Source organism: Nonomuraea harbinensis, from assembly GCF_019396385.1.
GTDB classification, from domain to species: Bacteria; Actinomycetota; Actinomycetes; order Streptosporangiales; family Streptosporangiaceae; genus Nonomuraea; species Nonomuraea ferruginea.
In genome coordinates this window covers 1-20,367 of the sequence record NZ_JAHKRN010000035.1, presented here as the reverse complement: position 1 = coordinate 20,367, position 20,367 = coordinate 1, and the positions used below count along the sequence as shown (strand labels likewise).

Annotated in this window: 4 protein-coding genes; all 4 read right to left on the bottom strand. The window is 75.0% G+C overall.

Annotated features, from left to right (window positions below; genetic code table 11):
• Positions 1-2: 2 nt before the first annotated feature.
• From KME79_RS29920 to KME79_RS29905, 4 genes are read right to left on the bottom strand one after another with little or no spacing between them, the layout of a single operon-like run.
• The gene (locus tag KME79_RS29920) at positions 3-854 is read right to left on the bottom strand and encodes a 3-hydroxyacyl-CoA dehydrogenase family protein (protein WP_219547796.1); all 852 of its coding nucleotides are present in this window, start codon (positions 852-854) and stop codon (positions 3-5) included.
• A 44-nt stretch (positions 855-898) separates the two neighbouring features.
• Entirely contained in the window at positions 899-10,411 is a 9,513-nt protein-coding gene (locus KME79_RS29915; RefSeq protein ID WP_219547794.1) for a type I polyketide synthase, read from the bottom strand.
• A gap of 8 nt (positions 10,412-10,419) precedes the next feature.
• Positions 10,420-15,264, bottom strand: coding sequence for a type I polyketide synthase (locus KME79_RS29910; RefSeq protein ID WP_219547792.1), 4,845 nt, complete (start codon positions 15,262-15,264; stop codon positions 10,420-10,422).
• A gap of 33 nt (positions 15,265-15,297) precedes the next feature.
• The gene (locus KME79_RS29905) at positions 15,298-20,355 is read right to left on the bottom strand and encodes a type I polyketide synthase (RefSeq protein WP_281429532.1); all 5,058 of its coding nucleotides are present in this window, start codon (positions 20,353-20,355) and stop codon (positions 15,298-15,300) included.
• Positions 20,356-20,367 lie beyond the last annotated feature (12 nt).

Below are 20,367 nucleotides of genomic sequence, written 5' to 3'. Positions count from 1 at the left end.
TTTCAGTTCGTTGACGCGTACGTGTAGAAACCCCTGCCGGACTTGCGGCCGTGCAGCCCCGCGTCCGTCATCTGCTTCAGCAGCGGGCAGGGGCGGTACTTGCTGTCGGCGTAGTGCTCGTAGAGCACCTCGACGCTGTAGAGGATCGTGTCGACGCCGATCAGGTCGGCGGTCTCCAGCGGTCCCATGGGGTGGCCGAAGCAGCCGCGGAACACCTCGTCCACCGACGCGGCGTCCGCCACGCCCTCGTGCACGAGGTAGGCCGCCTCGTTCACGGTGAGCATGAGCACCCGGTTGGAGACGAAGCCGGACGAGTCCTTGACGCGCACGGCCTTCTTGCCCATGGCGCGCAGCAGGTTCTCGGTGCGCTCGATCGTCTCCGGCGAGGTGTGGAAGCCGGGGATCAGCTCCACGACCGGCTTGGCCGGCACCGGGTTCATGAAGTGCACGCCGACCACCCTGTCGGGGCGGCCGGTGACGGCGGCGACCTTGGTGATCGGGATGGCGGAGGTGTTGACCACGAAGACGGTGCCGGGGCCGCACTCGGCGTCGAGCGTCTCGTACACCTCCCGCTTGACGTCCCAGTTCTCCGTCACGTTCTCGATGACGATCTCCGCCTTGGCCGCGCCGGCGGCGCCGACGGCGGTGGTGATCCTGGACAGCACCTCGTCGGGGTCCAGGGCGGGACCGCCCATGAGGCGGCTCATCCGGGTGTTGCGCGTGATGGCCGCCAGCGCGGCGGCGAGCGTCTCCTCGTCCTTGTCGACGAGCACGACGTCGTGCCCCGTCGCGGCGAGGTTCTGGGCGACGCCGACTCCCATGACGCCGGCGCCGATCACCCCGGTCACAGTCATGTCATCTCCGTTCTGCTCATCGTTTCGCTCCTTGGATCCGGTGGTCAGCGGCGTCTGCGGGCGGCCGAGGCCTCCAGGCCCGAACGCCGCAGCTGGGCCCGCACCTGGCTGCCGCCGTCGGAGGCGGCCGTGGCCGCGCCCGAGACGAGCGCGTCGACGGTGCGGCTCAGCGCGGCCACGGTCGGCGCCTCGTAGAGGATGTGCGGCGGCAGCTCCGGCAGCTCGAACGCGCGCCGGACCGCGGCCACGATGGCGACGCCGAGCAGCGAGTTGCCGCCCAGTTCGAAGTAGTTGTCCAGCACGCCGACCTGGTCGAGCCGGAGCGACTCGCCCCAGATCGCGGCGATCGCCTCCTCGGTGGCGCCGTCGGGCTCCTGGTAGGACGTGACCAGCTCGGGCCGGGGATGGCGCTCGCCGCCGCCGCCGATGGCGGGAGAGGTGACCGCCTCCAGGGTGAAGCGGGAGCTGCCGGACACCAGCGTGGGGAAGTCCTGCGTGGACACGACGACCCGCGGCTCGCCGGTCGACAGCGCCCGCAGCAGCGAACGCCAGCCGTCGGCGAACCCGATCCCGACGCGGGCCCGGTTCTTCCTGAAGAAGTCGCGCAGCGCCTCCTCGTACCCGTCGAGCCCGGCCTCCCAGGCGTTCCACGTCCACTCGCCCCAGCCGACGGACACCACCCGGCGCCCGGTCGCGGCGAGACGGCAGGCGTAGCCGTCCAGGAAGGCGTTGGCGGCGCAGTAGTCCACCTGGCCGGGGCCGCCGCCGGTGGCGGAGGTGATGGAGGAGAACAGCACCAGCAGGTCCAGCTCGACCTCGTCCGGCCGGCCGACGCGCAGCGCCTCGGCCAGCGCCAGCGTGCCGGCGATCTTGGGGGCGAGCACCTCGTCCAGCTCTTCGGGCCGTTTGAACTGCATCAGTCCCATGGCCGGGACGCCGGCGGCGTGCAGCACGCCGTGCAGCGCGCCGAAGCGCTCGGCCGCCGCCTCGACGGCCCGGCGCACGTCCCGGGCGCTCGCGGCGTCGCCGGTGACGACCTCGACCTCCGCTCCCAGCGCGACCAGCTCGGTCACCTGCCGCACCCTGTCCCGGGTGACCTCGTCCGCGGGACGCTCGCCGGACAGGACGGCGGGCCAGTCGGCTCGCGGTGGCAGGCCGCGCCTGGCCAGCAGCACGAGCTTGGCCTGGTAGTCGCGGGCCAGGTGCCCGGCCAGGCCGAGCGCGATGCCGCCCAGCCCGCCGGTGATCAGGTAGACGCCTCCCCGGCGCAGCCCGGTGTCGTCCGCGGCCGGGCCGCCGGGGAGCGGCGGGGCGGGCATGCGGGCGTAGTCGGGGACGTAGCGGCGGCCGTGGCGCAGCGCCACCGTGCGGTCCTCCTGCGGGCGGGCCAGCTCGGCGCCCAGACCGCCGAGGTCACGCGCGGACGGGCCCGCCGGAAGGTCGATCAGGCGGGTGGTCACTCCTGGGTACTCCAGCGGGATCACCAGGGACGGCCCGAGCAGCGTGGCGCCGGCGGGGTGGGCCACCTCCTCGCCCAGCACCTGCTGGGTCCCGGATACGGCCACGTCGAGCGACCATTCACCGATACCGGACTCCCCGGCCGCCCGTGCGAGCGCGACAAGCGTGTGCAGACCGTACGCAATGTCGGTGTCGCGGACGCCCGTGTCCTGGACGCCGGGCTCGTGCGTCGCAGGCTCCAGGTTCCACAGGTGCAGGACCCGCTCCAGGGGCCGGCCGGCCGCGCGCAGGTCGCGCAGTACGGCGAGCATGTCGGCGACGTGGCCCGGCCTGACCGTGTGGCCGTCGGCGGTGGCCGCGTACGCCTCGCCGGGGCGGACCGGCGTGACGGCGGCGCCGGCCCCGCGCAGGGCCGCCAGCACCTCGTCGGCGAGCCCGTCGCGGGTGAAGACCAGCCACGAGCCGGGCGTCCGCTCCGCCGGGGCGGGCGGCGCCGTCTGCCGCCACACGGGCAGGTAGAGCCACTCGTCCTCGGGCAGCTTGGGCAGGCTGGTGATGGCCTCGAACAGGTCCTCCGGCTCGGCCGCCCCCCGGTCGATCTCACGCCGGGCGGGCGGGTCGATCCAGTAGCGCTGCCGCTGGAACGGGTAGGTGGGCAACGGGATCCGCCCGGGCAGCCCCGCCGGGTCGGCGCCCTCGACGCGCCCGTGATAGGCGTCCCAGTCGACGGTGACGCCGCCGAGCCAGAGCCGGGCGAGGCAGTCCGCCAGCGCCTCGTCGCCCTGCCTGGCGTCGCTCGCGGCGGGCTGCGTGTGGGTGATCAGGGGCCAGCGCTCCGCCGGGCAGCCACCGGCGCGCACCAGCGCGCCCAGCGACTGGCCGGGGCCGATCTCGACCAGGGCGAGCTCCGGCTCGGCCAGCAGCGTCTCGATCCCGTCCTGGAACCGTACGGTCGCGCACATGTGCCTGGCCCAGTAACCGGGATCGCACACCAGCTCGGCGTCGGCCAGCGCGCCGGTCACGTTCGAGACGTACGGGAGCGCCGGCGGGTTGAGCGTGACCTCGGCCTTGATCCACTGGGTCAGCTCGTCGCTCAGCGGCTCCAGCATGCGGGAGTGGAACGCGTGGGCGGTCTCCAGCGGGCGGCACGCGATCCCGGCCCCCCGCAGGTCCGCGGCCAGCGACTCGACCGCCTCCACCGGCCCGGCGACGACGACCGTCCCGGGACCGTTCACGGCGGCGACGTCGAGCCCGCGCTCCTCCAGCCGGAAGCGCCTGCGCACGGCGTCCGCCGGCAGCGACACCGCCAGCATGGCCCCCGGCGGCAGCCCCGAGATCAACCGCGCCCGGTGCGCCACCAGGGCGATGGCGTCAGGCAGCGACAGGACTCCCGAGAGGCAGGCGGCGACGTACTCGCCAAGGCTGTAACCCAGCATGACCGCGGGCTGCAAACCCCAGGACATCAGGGTGCGCGCCAACGCGTACTCGACGGCGAACAGCGCGGGCTGCACCACTTCAGTACGCTGCAGCGCCGCGTTCCGCCCCTCCCCACCAGCGGACGCCCGGCCCGGTAGCGCGCCGTTCGAGCCCTCCCCGCCGGCCGGCGACCGGTTCGTGAGCGCGCCGTTCGAGCTTGCCCCGCCGGTGGGCGCACGGCCGAGCAAGGTGGCCAGGTCGGCGCCCGCCTCGCGGTCGCCGGTCAGGAGGTCGGCGAGGCCGGCGTCGCCGAGGTGGTTCTCCAGCAGCGCCAGGCACTCGTCCAGCGCGGCGCGGAAGGCGGGTTCGTGCCGGTAGAGGTCGCCGGCCAGGCCGGGGTACTGCTCGCCGACGCCCGCCAGCAGGAAGCCCGTCCGGCGGCCCTGCACGGTCTCCACCCGGCCCAGCAGCCCTTCCCGGCGCGACCCGGTGAGGACGGCCGCGGCGGCGGCGCCGTCGGCGGCGACCAGCGCCCGCCGGTGCTCGAACGTCTTGCGCCCGGCCTGGAGCGTGTAGGCCACGTCGGCCAGCCGCGCGCCGGGCTCGGCGGCCAGGTGCTCGCCGAGCCGCCGCACCGCGGCGTCGGCCGCGGGGGCGTTGCGGGCCGAGACGGGCAGCACCTGGTAGCGGCGGGCCGACGGCCCCGGATCGGGCCGGCGGGGCGGCTCCTCGATGACCATGTGCACGTTGGTGCCTCCCATGCCCAGGGAGTTGAGGCCCGCGATGCGCGGGCGTCCGTCGCGGGTGCGCCACGGGGACAGCTCGGCGTTGACGTAGAACGGGCTGTCGTCGAAGTCGATGTCAGGGTTGGGGCTGGTGTAGTGCAGGCTGGGCGGGATCACGCCCTCGCGGGCCGCGAGCGATGTCTTGATCAGGCCGCTCGCGCCGGCCGCCCGGTCCAGGTGCCCGACGTTGGTCTTCACCGACCCGATGGGGCAGTACCCCTTGTCCCTGGTGGGGCCGAAGGCGCGGGTCAGCGCGGCCACCTCGATCGGGTCGCCCAGCTCGGTGGCCGTGCCGTGCGCCTCGACGTAGCTGATGTCCTCGCCGGTGACGCCCGCGTCGGCCATCGCGTCGGCGATCACCCTGGCCTGGCCGACGACGCTGGGCGCGGTGTAGCCGACCTTGAGCGCGCCGTCGTTGTTCATGGCGGAGCCGCGGATCACCGCCCAGATGTGGTCGCCGTCGCGCACCGCGTCGGGCAGCCGCTTCAGCAGCACGGCCGCCGCGCCGTCGCCGAACATGCTGCCCCTGGCGCGGGCGTCGAAGGCGCGCACGTGCCCGTCCGGCGACTCCTGCCCGCCGGGGCCGAACAGGTGGCCCACCCGGTCGGGCACCCGGATCGAGACGCCGCCCGCCAGCGCCAGCTCGCACTCGCCGTCGCGCAGGCTCCGCACCGCCAGGTGGGCGGCGACCAGCGAGGTGGAGCAGAAGGTCTGTACGGCCACGCTCGGGCCGTACAGGTCGAGCAGGTACGAGACGGTCGTGGTCAGGGCGTCCTTGTCGTTGCCCATGATGACCTCGAAGTCGCTGACCTCCTGCTGGCCGCCGCCGAGCAGGTGGTCGGTCATCCGCAGCAGGTAGGTGCTGATGTTGGCGCCGCCGAACACGCCGACGCGGCCCCGGTGCTCGGGCGCGGCGTACCCGGCCTGCTCCAGCGCCTCCCAGCACACCTCCAGGAAGGCCCGCTGCTGCGGATCGTTGATCGCGGCCATCCGGGGGCTCATGCCGAAGAAGGACGCGTCGAAGCCGCTGATGTCGTCCAGCACCGGCCGGGCGGGCACGTACGCCGGGTCCTTGATCTGCTCCGGGTCGGCCCCGGCGGCGAGCAGTTCCTCCTCGGAGAAGAACGTGATGGACTCGACGCCTTCGCGCAGGTTGCGCCAGAACTGGCCGACGTCGGACGCGCCCGGGAAGCGGCCGGCCATGCCGACGATCGCGATCCGCCGGTCGTCGGCGGGCTCGCCCGCGTCGCGGGGAGGCGCCTCGGTGACGCGGAGCGCGGGCCGGGCGGCCGGCTTGTTCGCGCCGCGCTCGTCGAGGATCGCCGCCAGGGTGGCCACGGTCGGCGCCTCGAACAGCGAGACGGTCGGCACCGCGACGCCGAACCGCTTCTTCACCAGCGCGAGCATCTGGAGCGCGACCAGCGAATTGCCGCCCAGGTCGAAGAAGTTGTCCCTGGTGCCCACCGGTTCGACGCCGAGCACCTCCGACCAGAGATCGGCCAGGTCGCGTTCCACCGCCGACAGCGGCGGGGTGTAGGGCTGGGGCAGTTCCGGACGGGGAAACCGGTCGCCGCTCCCCGTACCCGTTTCCGTGAAGTCGGCGGGCATGGCGTGCGGCAGCCGGTCGTCCAGGCCGCCCGCGGCCACCACGAGGCTGGGCCGGGCGGCGGCCAGCAGCTCGTCGAAGGCGGTGAGCGCCTGCTCGGCGGTCATGGAGTGGGCGGCCATCGCCGCGCCGAGGCCGCCCTCCACCCGGCCGAGGGTGACCGACCAGGTGTCCCAGGCGGCGCTCAGCCATCGGGTGCGGCGGGAGTGGTTGCGCCGGCCGATCGCGGTCAGCGCGGCGTTGGCGGCCGCGTAGCTCGCGAAGGCGATGCCGCCCAGCACGGCGGAGGTGGACGAGAACAGCAGGCAGAAGCCGGGCGCCCGATCGGCGGGCAGCTCGTCCAGCACCCGTTCCAGGACCAGCGCGCCGCCCACCTTGGCGGCGAAGTGCCGCTCGACGGCTTCGGCGTCCAGGTCGCGCAGCGGGCGGAAGGTGTCCTGGCCGGTGTCGGCGGCGGCGTGCACGACGCCGTCCACCCGCACGTCGCCGTCGAGTATCGCGCGCATGGCGGCGGCGTCCGTCACGTCGACCGCCGGGGTGAGCACCTCGGCGCCCAGCTCCCGCAGCCGGCGCACCCCCTCCCTGCGGGGATCGCCGTCCTCCTCGGGCACGCCGCGCCGGCTCGTCAGGATCAGCCGGCCCGCGCCGGCCCGCACCAGGTGCTCGGCCACGAGCAACCCCACGTCCCCGAGCCCACCGGTGATCAGATACGTCCCACCCCGGCGAACCGTGAACCCGCCCTGCGCGGGGACTTCGGGGGCCTGGGCGGGGATCTCGGGGGTGAAGGTGCGGATCAGGCGGTGGCCGTCGCGGTAGGCGGTGAAGACTTCGCCGGAGGGGCGGCGGATCTCGGCGGCGAGGGCGGCGGCGAGCTCGGCGGGGGTCGCGGCCGGGTCGAGGTCCACGGCGGCGCAGTCGAGGTTCAGGTACTCCTGGTTGCCGACCATGGGCAGGGCGGCGGCGGCGGCCTGGGCGGGGTGGGGCACCTCGCCGTCCGTGACGGCCTGGCCGCCCGAGGTGGCCAGGATGATCCGGGCCCCGCCGCCGGAGTCGCCCCAGGCGTCGAGCAGGCGGGCCAGGGGCGGCAGCTCGTCGCGGCCGTCGGCGGAGGGATCTTCCCTGTCGAGGAGGCGCAGGTCGACCAGGACGGTGGGGGCGCCACCGGCCAGCCGTCCCGCCAGCTCGGCATGGCAGGCCGCCGACCCGGGGTCGATGGCGTAACCGTCGGGCGTCTCGGCGAAGGCGTCCGACGAGGTGACGGTCACCACCTCAAGTCCGTCGGCGTCGAGCGTACGGGCCAGAACCCCGGCCACCTCGTCGCGGCCCGCCAGCAGCACGCAGCGGGCAACCTGCACGGCCGGGGGCGGCGACTCCGGCGCGGCCGTCCACCGCGCGGCCATCAACCGCACATGCGGCTCGGACCCATCGCCGGAGACAGCACCTCTGACGACGCCCGAAGCGGCACCGGAGAGGACGCCCGACGCGGTACCGGAGGCAGCGCCCGAGGCGGGATCGGCGGCGGTGCGTGTGGCGGCACCAGGGACGGCGGCGTGCGGAGCGGCGGGGCGGTCGGCAGCGGGCGGGTCGACCCAGTAGCGGAGGCGCTGGAAGGGGTAGGTGGGGAGGCCGACCTTGGCGACCGGCCGGTCCTGACGGTAGCCGGACCAGTCGACCGGCACGCCCGCCAGCCAGAGCCGCCCCACGGCCTCGGCCAGCACGGCGGTGGCCGGGCGCGGGTCCTGGGCGCCCGGCAGCGTCCCGACGACCAGCGGCCAGCGCTCGCGGGCGCAGTCGCGGTGCCCCCGGGCCATCGCGCCGAGCGACTGGCCGGGCCCGATCTCCAGCAGCGCCGCCTCGTCCTCCTCGCGCAGCAGGGTGGCCAGGACGGCGTCGAACTGGACGGGCGCGCACATGTGCTCGGCCCAGTAGGCGGGGTCGGTGACCTGCTCGGCGGTGGCCAGGGTGCCGGTCACGTTGGACACGTACGGCACGCGAGGGGCGCGCAGCGTCACGTTCTCCGCGATCCACGCCGTGAGCGGCTCGCGGAGAGGCTCCATCATGGCCGAGTGGAAGGCGTGCGTGGTGGCCAGCGGCCGGCACGGCACCGCGTCGGCCTCCAGCAGGGCCCGCACGGCCGCCATGGCGTGCGGTTCGCCCGCCAGCACGGTCAGCTCGGGACCGCTGACGGCGGCGACGTCCACGCCGGCGATCCCGGCCCGCGCCAGGCGCTCGCGGGCCTCGGCGGCCGACAGCGGGACGGCGCTCATCGAGCCTTCGGGCAGCGCGCCGATGAGCCGCGCGCGGTGCGCCACCAGGGCGAGCGCCGACTCCGGCGACAGCACTCCGGCCAGGCACGCGGCGACGTACTCCCCGAGGCTGTAGCCGGCCAGGATGGCGGGCCGGACGCCCCACGACTGCACGAGGGTGGCGAGCGCGTACTCGACCGCGAACAGCGCGGGCTGCAGCACGGCGGTCGGGGTCGCCGCGGCGGCCGGGCCGCGGCCGAGCAGCGCGCCCAGACCGCCGGCCTCGGCGCGCGGGGCCAGCATCTCGGCGAGCGGGTCGGTCCCGCCCATCAGGCCCCGCAGGACGGTGCGGCACTCGTCGAGCGCCTTACGGAAGACGGGCTCGGTGCGGTAAAGCTCGGCGGCCATGCCCGGGTACTGCTCGCCGGTCCCGGCGATGAGGAAGGCGACGGGCCGGTCGGCGCGGCTCTCCGTCCGGCCCAGCACCGCCCCGTCGCGGAGGCCTTCGGCGGCCTCGGCGGTGGACGAGGCCACCAGCATCCTGCGGTGGCCGAAGACCTGCCGCCCGCTCTGCAGCGTGTGGGCCACGTCGGCGAGGCGCGTCCCGCCGAGCGGCCCGGCGAGGTGCGCGGCGAGGCGCTCGGTCATCTCGTCGGCGGCGGCGGCCGTGCGGGCCGACCACACCAGCGGCTCGGGGCGCGGCTCTTCCTCCGTCCTCGGGACCAGCGGCGCCTCCTCCAGCACGACGTGCGCGTTGGTGCCGCCGATGCCGAACGCGCTCACCCCGGCCCGGCGGATGTGTCCCGACTCGCGCGGCCAGGCGCGCCGCCGGGTGACCACCTCCAGCCGGGCGTCACCGGCGCCGAGTTGCTGGTTGGGCTCGGTGAGGTTGAGCGTCGGCGGGATCTCGTCGTTGCGCAGCGCGAGCGCCGCCTTGATCAGGTTGGTGACCCCGGCCGCCCGGTCGAGGTGGCCGAGGTTGGTCTTGACCGAGCCGATCAGCAGCGACTGCCCGTGGAAGACCTGCTGGAGCGCGGCCAGCTCGGCGGCGTCGCCGAGCGCCGTGCCGGTGCCGTGCGCCTCGACGTAGTCGATGTCGGCGGCCGTCAGGTCGGCGCTCGCCAGCGCCTCGGCCATCACGGCGGCCTGCCCCTGCACGCCGGGCGCGGTGAACCCGGCCTTGCGACCGGCGTCGTTGTTGACCGCCCAGCCGCGCATGACGGCGTAGATCTGGTCGCCGTCGGCGAGCGCGTCCTCCAGCCTGCGCAGCGCGACCACGCCGACGCCGCTGCCGAGCGGGGCGCCGAGTCCGGTCGCGTCGAAGGCGCGGCACTCGCCGTCCGGCGGGGAGATGCCGCCCTGCTGGTAGAGGTAGCCGACGCGCTGCGGCACGCTGACCGCGACGCCTCCGGCCAGGGCGAGGTCGCACTCGAAGCCGGCCAGGCTGGTGGCGGCGGCGCAGACCGCGACCAGTGACGTCGAGCAGTAGCTCTGCACGCCGTAGGTCGGACCGGACAGCCCCAGCGTGTGCGCCACGCGGGTGGTCAGCGAGTCCTTGTCGTTGGCGAGCCCGAGCGCGAGGTCGCCCATGACCGCGCCGATGCCGCTGGGCAGCAGGTTGTTCTGCATGTACGAGCTGTGCGCGCAGCCGCCGAAGACCCCGATCGAGCCGTCGAAGCGCCGGGGGTCGCAGCCCGCGTCCTCCAGGGCCGCGTGGCTGTGCTCCAGGAACAGCCGGTGCTGCGGGTCGAGGATCTGTGCCTCCTTCGGGCTGAACCCGAAGAAGGCCGCGTCGAACAGCTCGACGTCCTCGATCACCGGTGCGGCCTTCACGTACGCGGGGTCGGCCAGCAGGTCGTCGGGGACGCCGGCGGCACGCAGCTCGTCGTCGGTGAAGCGGGTGATCCCGGACGCGCCGGCCCGGATGGCGGACCACAGCTCGGCGACGTCGGACGCCCCCGGGAAGCGGCCCGACATGCCGACGATGGCGATGTCGGTACCGGAGCTCTCGGCCTCGATGTCGTCGATCACGTCTGCGGACCTCATTTCCGGCCTCATTTCCGGTTACTGGAACGGGCCCGGCGCCGCCGCTGCCCCCGTGCCGAACTCGTGGTGAGCGATTCCTGGCGGCCCCCGCCGCCGTCGAGCGCGGCGGCGAACTCCGCGATGGTCGGGTGCTCGAACAGCAGCGCGGGCGGCACCGGGCGCCCCAGCCGCTGCTCGATCGCGAGCACCATGGCCATGCCGACCAGCGAGTTTCCGCCGAGGTCGAAGAACGGGTCGTGCACGCCGACGCCGTCGATGCCCAGGTAGGCGCCCCACAGCTCGGCCATCTCGGCCTCCGCGGCGGTGCGCGGCGCGGCGAAGTCGGTGCGCAGCTGCGGGCGCGGGAACCGCTCCCCTTCGGGTACGGCGGAGGCGGCGCCGACCAGGTCGTCCAGGTCGAGCATGCCCGTCCAGGCGGCCAGCACCTCGCGCAGCGGTTGTCGCACCGCCATCACGTTGCCGTGGCCGCCGGCCACGATCCGGTCCAGCAGGGCGCAGCCGGCGTCCTCGGCGAAGCCGTACCGGGCGCGGTAGGCGGCCACCCGGTCGGCCAGCCCGCCCGCCGACTTGAGGTTCTCCGACTGCCACACGTCGTGCTGCCAGGGGCCCCAGGCGACCGACACGACCCTGGTCGACGGGGCTGTGGCGGCCAGCGCGTCCCCGTACGCGTCGAGGACGGTGTTGGCGGCGCAGTAGTCGCCCTCGCCGATGCCGCCGAACGCGGTGACCGCGGAGGAGTACAGCACGAGCAGTTCCGGGCGTTCGGCGGCCGGGGTCGCGGGGCCGACCAGCTCGGCCAGCGGCCCCATGGCCAGCACCTTGGGCGCGAGCACCCGGCCGGCGTCGGCGACGGTGCGCCGGCTCAGCAGGCCGGCGGCGGGCAACCCGGCGGCGTGGACCACGCCGGTCAGGGAGCCGAACCGCTCCCGGCCGCGCCGCAGCGCCTCCCTGAGCTGCTCGGGCACCCCGGCGTCGGCGGTGAGCAGCAGCACCTCCGCCCCGCCCGCCTCCAGTTCGGCTACGTCACGCAGGGTCCGCTGGACGCCCTCCGCCCGCTCGCCGCCCGCTTCGCGGTCCAGCGGGGTGCGGCCGACCAGGGCGAGCCGCCGTACGCCCGCGCGTACGAGATGCTTGGCGAGCGCCATGCCCAGCCCGCGTGTCCCGCCCGTGATCAGGTACGAGCCGTCGGCCCGCCACACCGGGGACGCCGGCGGCTCTGCGGTGACCTCGGCCCACGCCCGCACCCAGCGCCGCCCGCGCCGCCACCCGGCCACCGGATCGTCGTCCGCCGCGCCGGAGTCCCACTCGCGAAGCAGCTCACGAGCGACCTGCCCCGCCGCCGTGCCGGCTTCCGGGGCCGGTCCGTGGGCGGGTGCGCCGACGGTTTCGGGGTCGAGGTCGAGGCCTCGCCAGGTCAGGGCGGGGTACTCGTGCCTGGCCGCGCGGCCGAGGCCGTGGGCCAGGGCTTGGTGGGGAGCCGGGATGTCGCCGCCGAGGATCTCGGCGGCGCCGCCGGTCACCGTCAGCAGCCGCACCTCCCGCTCGGCGGGCAGGTCGCCCAGTGCCTGGATGGCCAGCATGAGGCTGTCGAAGCCGCGGGCGACGGCTGTCCGCAGCTCCTCGTCACCGGGGAGGCCGCCGGTCCCGGCGTCCAGGCTCCACAGGTACGCGACGTGCACGGGTCCGTCGGACGGCAGGTCGGCGAAGACGGCCCCGTAGTGGGCGGGGACGGCGGGGTCGAAGGTCAGGCGGCGGCCTTCGCGGCGCGGCGGCCCGTCGCCCGCGACCACCTCGACCACGGAGGCGCCGGCCAGGTCGGCGAGCGCCGCGCCCACACCGCCGGAGTCGGCGAACACGACGAGCGGACCGGTCAGGTCCAGCCTGGCCGCGGGCGCTTCCCGGACCGGATCCTGCCGCCAGGAGGGGACGAAGGTGTAGTCCGCGGGCTCGGCATGCCGGTCCGCGTCCGGCCCAGCGGACCCGACGTACTGATCAGCGTCCGAGCCGGTGGCTGCGGCATCCCGGGCGGCATCTGACCCAGCGGGAGCTCCGTGAGCGGTGGTCCGGTCGGGCCAGAAGCGGGTGCGTTGGAAGGGGTACGTGGGCAGGCTGAGCACGCGGCCCGCGCCGGCGCGGGTGCGTTCCCAGGTGACCTCGGCGCCGAGCTCCCACAGCCGGGCGCAGGTCCGGAGCAGCTCCTCGTGGGCGTCGCGGGGAGCGCCGCCGGTCCAGCGGGGCGGCAGGGTGCCGAGCACGGCGACGCCGGAGCCGCCGGCCAGGTTCTGCCTGACCAGCCCGCCGAGCGTCTGGCCGGGGCCGAGTTCGACGAACGCGTCCACGTCCTGGTCCACGCAGTGACGCACGCCGTCGGCGAAGCGGACCGTGCTGACGAGCTGGTCGGCCCAGTAGGAGGTGCCGGTGGCCTGCTCGGCGGTGAGCGGCAGCCCGGTGAGGTTGGAGACGACGGGGACGGCCGGCGCCCGCCTCGGCACGGTGTCGAGCACCGCGGCGAGCTTCTCCCTGGCCGGCTGCAGCAGCCTGGAGTGGAAGGCGTGGGCGGAGCGCAGCGCCCGGCAGGCGATGCCCTCCCCGGCCAGGGCGGCAGACGCCGCCTCGATCTCGGCGGGGCTCCCGCTCAGCACGGTCATCGACGGCCCGTTGCCCGCGGCGACGTCCACGTCGATCCCGCCGCTCACGAGCACGGGGACGATGCGCGCCTCGGGCGCGGCGACGGCGATCATCCGCCCGGCGGGCACGGCGTTGATCAGGTGCGCCCGTTCGAGCACGACGTGCAGCGCGTCCTCCAGGGTGAAGACCCCGGCCAGGCACGCGGCCACGTACTCGCCGAGGCTGTAGCCGATGAGCAGGTCCGGGGTGACGCCCCAGTGCCCGAGCAGCCGCGCCAGCGCGTACTCGGCGGTGAAGAGGAAGGGGTGGGCCACCTCGGCGTGGTCCAGGGGGCCGGGAGCCTCGGGCGCCTCGCCGGTGCGGCCGAGCAGGGCGGCGAGATCGCCGGGGGCGGCCGAGGTCTCAGCGAGGAACAAGGGCCGCAGGTCCGTGCCCGAGCGGCGCTGGACCAGCTCGACGCAGCTGTCCACCGCCTCGGCGTACACCGGCTCCTTGGCGTACAGCTCCCGGCCGAGTCCCGCGTACTGGTCGCCGACCCCGGGGAGCAGGAACGCGACGCGGGGCCGGCCCTTCACCCGGTGGCCCCCGCCGCTGTCGGCGGCGGCGCGCAGCCCGCGTACGGCGTCGTCCAGATCGGCGCAGACCAGGGCGCGGCGGTGGTCCAGCTCGGCCCGGCCGGTCTGCAGGGTGTGGGCGAGGTCGGGCACGGTCGCACCGGGGTGGGCGCTCACCCAGTCCGCCAGCCGGGTGGCCTGCTCGCGCAGCGCGGCGGCGCTGCCGGCCGACAGCGGCAGGAGGTGGACGGTGTCGCGCGCCGGCGTCTCGGGCGGGGCGGGCGGGGGCGCCTTCTCCACGATCAGGTGGGCGTTGGTGCCGGACAGCCCGAACGAGCTGACTCCGGCCAGGGCCGGCCCGTCCCCCTGCGGCAACGGCTCCAGGCCGGTGACCGGGCGGATGGCGCCGTTCTCGGGGAAGGCGGCGGCCGGGTTGGTCAGGTGCAGGCTCGGCGGAATCTGCCCATTTTTCAGGATCAGCACCGACTTGATGAGACCGGCGACTCCCGCCGCGGCCTGGGTGTGGCCGATGTTGGTCTTGATCGCGCCGACGCGCAGCGGCCGGTCGGGCGAGCGGCGGCCGAAGACGTCGTGCAGCGCGGACAGCTCGATGGCGTCCCCGAGTCGGGTGCCGGAGCCGTGCGCCTCCACGTAGGCGACGTCGTCCGGTGAGACGCGGGCGGCGGCGAGCGCGCGGCCGATCACGTCGGCCTGCGCGCGCCGGCTCGGGGCGGTGAGCCCGTTGCTGCGCCCGTCCTGGTTGACCGCCGAGCCGCGCAGCACGGCGTGGATGCGGCGGCCCGCGGCGACGGCGCTGGACAGCCGCTCCAGCACGACCAGGCCGCCGCCCTCGCCCATGACGTAGCCGTCGGCGCTCTCGTCGAAGGTCTTGCACCGGCCGTCGGAGCACATCATCAGACCGGCGCACGCCTGGATGTAGAGGGACGGGTGCATGGTCAGCGAGGCGCCCGCGGCGACGGCCAGGTCGCACTCGCCCCTGCGCAGGCTCTCGGAGGCCAGGTGGACCGCGATGAGCGACGACGAGCAGGCGGTGTCGACCGTGAGGGTGGGGCCGTTCAGGTCGAGCTGGTACGCGATGCGCCCGGCCGCGACGCTGGGCACCGAGCCCTGGCCCAGGTAGGGGTCGGCGAGCGCGGCGCCGCCCTGCCTCTCGATCTGCAGCCGGCCGTACTGCAGGGTGTCCATGAGCCCGATCATCACGCCGGTGCGGCTGCCGGCCAGCCGCGCGGGCGACAGGCCCGCGTTCTCCAGGCCCTCCCACACGAGCTCCAGCAGCAGGCGCTGGTGGGGGTCCATGCGCAGCGCCTCGCGCGGCGAGAGGCCGAAGAACTCGGCGTCCCAGCCGGTGATGTCGTCCAGGAAGGTGCCGTACCTGGTGTAGACGCCGCCGGGGGTGCGCGGGTCGGGGTGGTAGTAGTCGTCGATGTCCCAGCGGCTCGCCGGCACCTCGCGCACCGCGCTGCGGCCCTCGCTGAGCAGTTCCCAGAGGCCCTCGGCCGTGTCGCCGCCGCCGGGATAGCGGCAGGCCATGCCGACGATCGCGATGGGCTCGTGGGCGCGCTCCTCCGCCTCGGCGAGCCGGCCGCGCGCCTGGGCCAGCTCGACCGTGGCGCGCTTGAGGTAGGCGCGGAGCTTGTCCTCTGTCCCCATCTTTCGTGCCTTTCCGGTCGAGGTGGTCATGGGTCACAGGTCGTTGTCGATCAGGGCGAAGATCTCCTCGTCGGAAGCGGAGTCGATCTTCTCCATGACGCCGCCGACATCGTGCTGTCCGCCGCCGCCGAGCTTGGTGAGCGCGCCCTGGAGGATGGTGGCGAGCCGGTCGCGCATGCTCTCCGCCTCGCCGTTGGCCGCGGCCAGCAGGTCGTCGACCCGTTCCAGGGCGGTGCGCAGGGTGTCCTCGGCCGAGGGCGGCGCCGGGACGAGCACTCCGGCCAGGTACGCCGAGAGCGAGCGGACCGTGGGCTGGTCGAAGACCAGGGTCGCGGGCAGCCGCAGCCCGGTGTCGGTGTTGAGCCGGTTGCGGAGTTCGACGGCCGTCAGTGAGTCGAAGCCGAGCTGGTTGAACGCCTGGTCCACGTCCACCTGGGCGGGGTCGCCGTGGGCGAGCACGGCCGCGACGTGGTCGCGTACGGTGTCGGTGAGCAGTCGCAGCGCCTCGTCCCTGCCCAGTGCCGGCAGCCGGGCCGCCAGCGGGCCCGCGTTCCCGGCCCCGGCTCCCGCCGCACGGCGCGGCACGCGTACGAGGCCGCGCAGCATGCCGGGCAGTTCACCGTTCTCCGCCCGCGCCCGCAGACCGGCGGGATCCCAGCGGGCGGCCACCACTCCGGATTCCGCGTCCGCGAGGGCGGCGTCGAACAGCGCCAGCCCTTCCTCCACCGCGAGCGGGGCGACTCCCGCGCGGGCCAGCCGCGCCTTGTCCGCCGCGCCCATGGCGCCGGTCATGCCGGACTCCACGTCCCAGAGCCCCCAGGCCACCGACACTGCCGGCAGCCCGGCCGCGCGCCGGGCGGCGGCCAATCCGTCCAGGAACGCGTTCGCCGCCGCGTAGCTGCCTTGGCCCGCGTTGCCCAGCACTCCGGCGAGCGAGGAGAACAGCACGAAGAAGTCCAGCTCGGATTCCCGGGTCAGCTCGTGCAGGAACCACGCGGCATCCGCCTTCGGCCCCAGCACCCCGCTGATCCGCTCGGGGGTCAGCCCCTCCACCAGCCCGTCGTCCAGCACCCCGGCGGCGTGCACCACACCGGCCAGCGGCCCGGCCGACGCCACCACGTCCGCGAGTTGCGCACGATCGGACACGTCGCAGGCCATCACCCGCACCCGGGCACCGGCTCCTTCCAGCTTCGCCACGAGCTCCGCCGCACCCTCGGCCCGAGGCCCGCGCCGCGACACCAGCACCAGATCCCGCACCCCGTGCAGTTCCACCAGCCGCAGCGCCACCAGCGCCCCCAGCCCACCGGTCCCACCGGTCACCAGCACCGCACCCGGCCGGGCGGAAGAAGCCCCGCCCGACGCCGCACCAGCCATCCCGGAAGAAACCCCAGCGGACGCCACAGCGAGCAGCCGGCCGGAGGCCGACGCAGAGGTCTGGTCGGAAGCTGGGGCAGAGGTCTGATTGGGGGTGGCGGAAGGGGTGGTTGCCGGGCGGCGGGTCAGGCGAGGGGCCAGGATCTGTCCGTCGAACACCCGTACCTGGGGCTCGCCAGAAGCCAGGACCGCGTCCCAGCCGGAGAACCCTTCCGGCACCTCCGCCAGCACGAACCGGCCCGGCTGCTCACTCTGCGCGGACCGCACCAGCCCCCACACCGCCGCACCGGCCACATCCCCCGGCCGCGTCGCGAACACCACCGGGGACGCCCCGGCCTGCTTCACCGCCGCAAGCACACGCGAGGTCAGCTCACGCACCGCCACCGGAACGTCCGCCGACCCGCTCACACACCACACCACCTCCGGCTCCACCGAGCCAGGCGCGGAGGGAGCCACTTCGGCCCACTCCACCCCGTACAGCGGCAGACCGGTCGAGGCGGACGGGCGGACGTCGGCGGGTCGTGCGCGTAGTGCGCCGATGGACAGGACCGGCGCGCCGTCGGTGTCGGCCACCTCGACGACGGCGTCCTCGCCGCTGGTCGTGAGGCGTACGCGCAGCGCGGCGGACTCGGAGGCGTGCAGGCGGACGTCACCGAACGCGAACGGCAGCCGCAGCTCGTCGTCCTCCACGGCCAGCACGAGGGGGTGGAAGGACGCGTCCAGCAGGGCGGGGTGGACGCCGAAGCCGGTCACGTCCACGCCCTCCGGCGCCACCACCTCCGCGAACAGCTCCTCACCACGACGCCACAAGGCCCGCAACCCCTGGAACGCCGCACCGTACTCGTAACCCCGCTCCCCCAGCCGCTCGTAACCCCCCTCGACCTCCACCATCACCGCGTCCACCGGCGGCCACACCCCGGCCCACTCGCACGCACCATGGCCCGGGACGTCCCCGGCGAGCACACCGGAGGCGTGGCGGATCCAGGCGTCGTCCTCGTCGCCGGTGCGGGAGTAGACGGCGATCTGTCGCCGTCCCGCGTCCGGGGGGTCGACGGTGATCTGTACGGTGACCGCGCCCTGCTCGGGAAGGAACAGCGGAGCCTCGATGACCAGTTCGTCGAGCCGGGCGCAGCCCGCCTGGGCGCCGGCTTCCAGGGCCAGGTCGGCGAAGGCGGCGCCGGGAAGCAGCACGCGGCCCGCGACCGCGTGGCCCGCCAGCCAGGGAGCGCCGCGCAGGGAGATCCGGCCGGTGAGCACGTAGCCGTCCCCGGCCACCGGCACGACGGCGTCGAGCAGCGGGTGGCGGGAGCCGTCGATGCCCGCGCCGGACACGGGGCCGGCCTGGTCGCCGGTGAGCCAGAACCTGCGCCGGGCGAAGGCGTAGGTCGGCGGCTCGTGGCGGGGACGCGGCGCGGAGGGCAGCGCGTCGCTCCAGGAGACCTTGGCGCCGAGCACCCAGGCGTGGGCCAGCGCCGTGAGGAAGCGGCGACGGTCGCCCGTGTCGCGCCGCAGCGTGTGGCAGACGCCCGCGGGCACGCCGGCGGCCTCGCAGATGGCCTCGGTGTCGGGGCCCAGCACCGGATGCGGGCTGACCTCGACGAACAGCGGGGTGCCCGCTCCGGCGACGGCGCTGACGGCCTGCTCGAACCGTACCGGGTTGCGCAGGTTGTCGTACCAGTAGCGGGTGGTCAGCTCGGCCGGGTCGATGAACGCGCCGGCGAGGGCGGAGCAGAAGCGGACGTCGGCGGCGCGCGGCCGCACGTCGCGCAGCGCGGCCATCAGCTCGTCGCGCAGCGCCTCGACGTGCGGGGTGTGGGAGGCGTAGTCGACCGCGATGCGGCGCACCCGCACGGTGTTCTCGCACGTGGCGGCGAACTCCTCCAGGGCGGCGACCTCTCCTGCCACCACCGAGCCGGTGGGGCTGCTGTGCACGGCCACCCACAGCCGGTCCGCCCACGGTTCGATCCGCTCCTGGGCCCTGGCCGCGGGCAGCGCCACGGCGAGCATGCCGCCGGTGCCGCCGAGCCGGGTCAGCACCTGGCTGCGCAGGGCCACGATCTTGGCGGCGTCCTCCAGCGAGAGCGCGCCCGCGACGTACGCGGCGGCGATCTCGCCTTGGGAGTGGCCGAGCACCGCGGACGGCCGCACGCCGAGGGAGCGCCACAGCTCGGCCAGCGCGACCATGACCGCGAACAGGACGGGCTGGATCACGTCGGTGCCGTCCAGGGACCGCGCGCCGGGCGCGCCGCGCAGCACGTCCTCGACCGACCAGCCGGTGTGCGGGCGCAGCGCCTCCTCGCAGCGGCGGAGGGCGGCCCGGAACGTCTCGTCCTCGTCCAGGAGGTCCACGGCCATGCCCGCCCACTGCGAGCCCTGACCGGGGAACACGAACACCGGCTGGACGTTGGGAGCCGCGACCCCGCTCACCACCGCGGCGTCGGACCCGCCTTCCGCCAGCGCGGCCAGCCCCGCCAGCAGCTCCCGCCGGTCCCCGGCCACGATCACGGCGCGGTGTTCGAAGCTCGCCCGCCGGGCCAGCGCCCGGCCCGCGCCTGGCAGGTCCCGATCAGAGGCGCTTTCGGCGTACGCGACCAGCCGCGCCGCCTGTGCCCGCAGTGACTCCGCCGACCTGGCGGACACCGGCCAGACCAGCGGACCGTCACCGGCCGGCACCTCCGGCTCGGCCGGCGCGCCCTCCAGGATCACGTGCGCGTTCGTACCGCTGACCCCGAACGAGGAGACCCCCGCCCGCAACGGACGCTCGCCCGGCACCTCCACCGCCTGGGTCAGCAGCCGCACCCCACCGGACTCCCAGTCCACGTGCGGGGTCGGCTCCTTGACGTGCAGCGTCGGCGGCATCGTCCGGTGCTCCAGCGCCTTGACCATCTTGATCACACCGGCCACCCCGGCAGCCGCCTGGGTGTGCCCGATGTTCGACTTCAGCGACCCCAGCCACACCGGCCGCTCAGCCGGACGACCACGCCCGTACGTGGCCAGCAACGCCTGCGCCTCGATCGGATCGCCCAACGTCGTGCCGGTGCCGTGCGCCTCCACGACGTCGATGTCCCGCGTGTCCAGCAACGCGTCGGCCAGCGCCTGACGGATCACCCGCTCCTGGGCCGGACCGCTCGGCGCCGTCATCCCGTTGGAGGCGCCGTCCTGGTTCACCGCCGAACCCCGCACCACCGCCAGGATCCGCCGGCCGTTGCGCCGCGCCTCCGACAACCGCTCCAGCACCAGCACCCCCACACCCTCCGCCCACGCCGCACCATCGGCGGTGGAGGAGAAGGACTTGCAGCGGCCGTCGGGAGCCAGCGCGCGCTGGCGCGAGAACTCCACGAACGGCGCGGGCGTCGCCATCACCGACACGCCGCCCGCCAGGGCCATCGAGCACTCGCCGCGTCGCAGGGCCTGCACCGCCAGGTGCAGCGCGACCAGGGATGAGGAGCAGGCGGTGTCGGTGGTGAGGGCCGGGCCCTCCAGGCCGAGGGTGTAGGAGACGCGGCCCGCCAGGACGCTGGACGCGCTGGAGGTGAACAGGGTGCCTTCGACCGACTCCGGCGCCTTGTGCAGGAATCGGGTGGAGTAGTGCTCGTACATGCTGCCGGCGTAGACGCCGGTACGGCTGCCCCGCAGCGTCACCGGATCGATCCCCGCCCGCTCCAACGCCTCCCAGCACGACTCCAGGAACAACCGATGCTGCGGATCCGTCGCCAACGCACTCCGCGG

What these genes read in the sequence shown, in the direction of transcription:
- KME79_RS29920 (WP_219547796.1), bottom strand. Translation starts at nt 854, where the DNA reads ATGACTGTGACCGGGGTGATCGGCGCCGGCGTCATGGGAGTCGGCGTC.
- KME79_RS29910 (WP_219547792.1), bottom strand. Translation starts at nt 15,264, where the DNA reads ATGGGGACAGAGGACAAGCTCCGCGCCTACCTCAAGCGCGCCACGGTC.
- KME79_RS29915 (WP_219547794.1), bottom strand. Translation starts at nt 10,411, where the DNA reads ATGAGGTCCGCAGACGTGATCGACGACATCGAGGCCGAGAGCTCCGGT.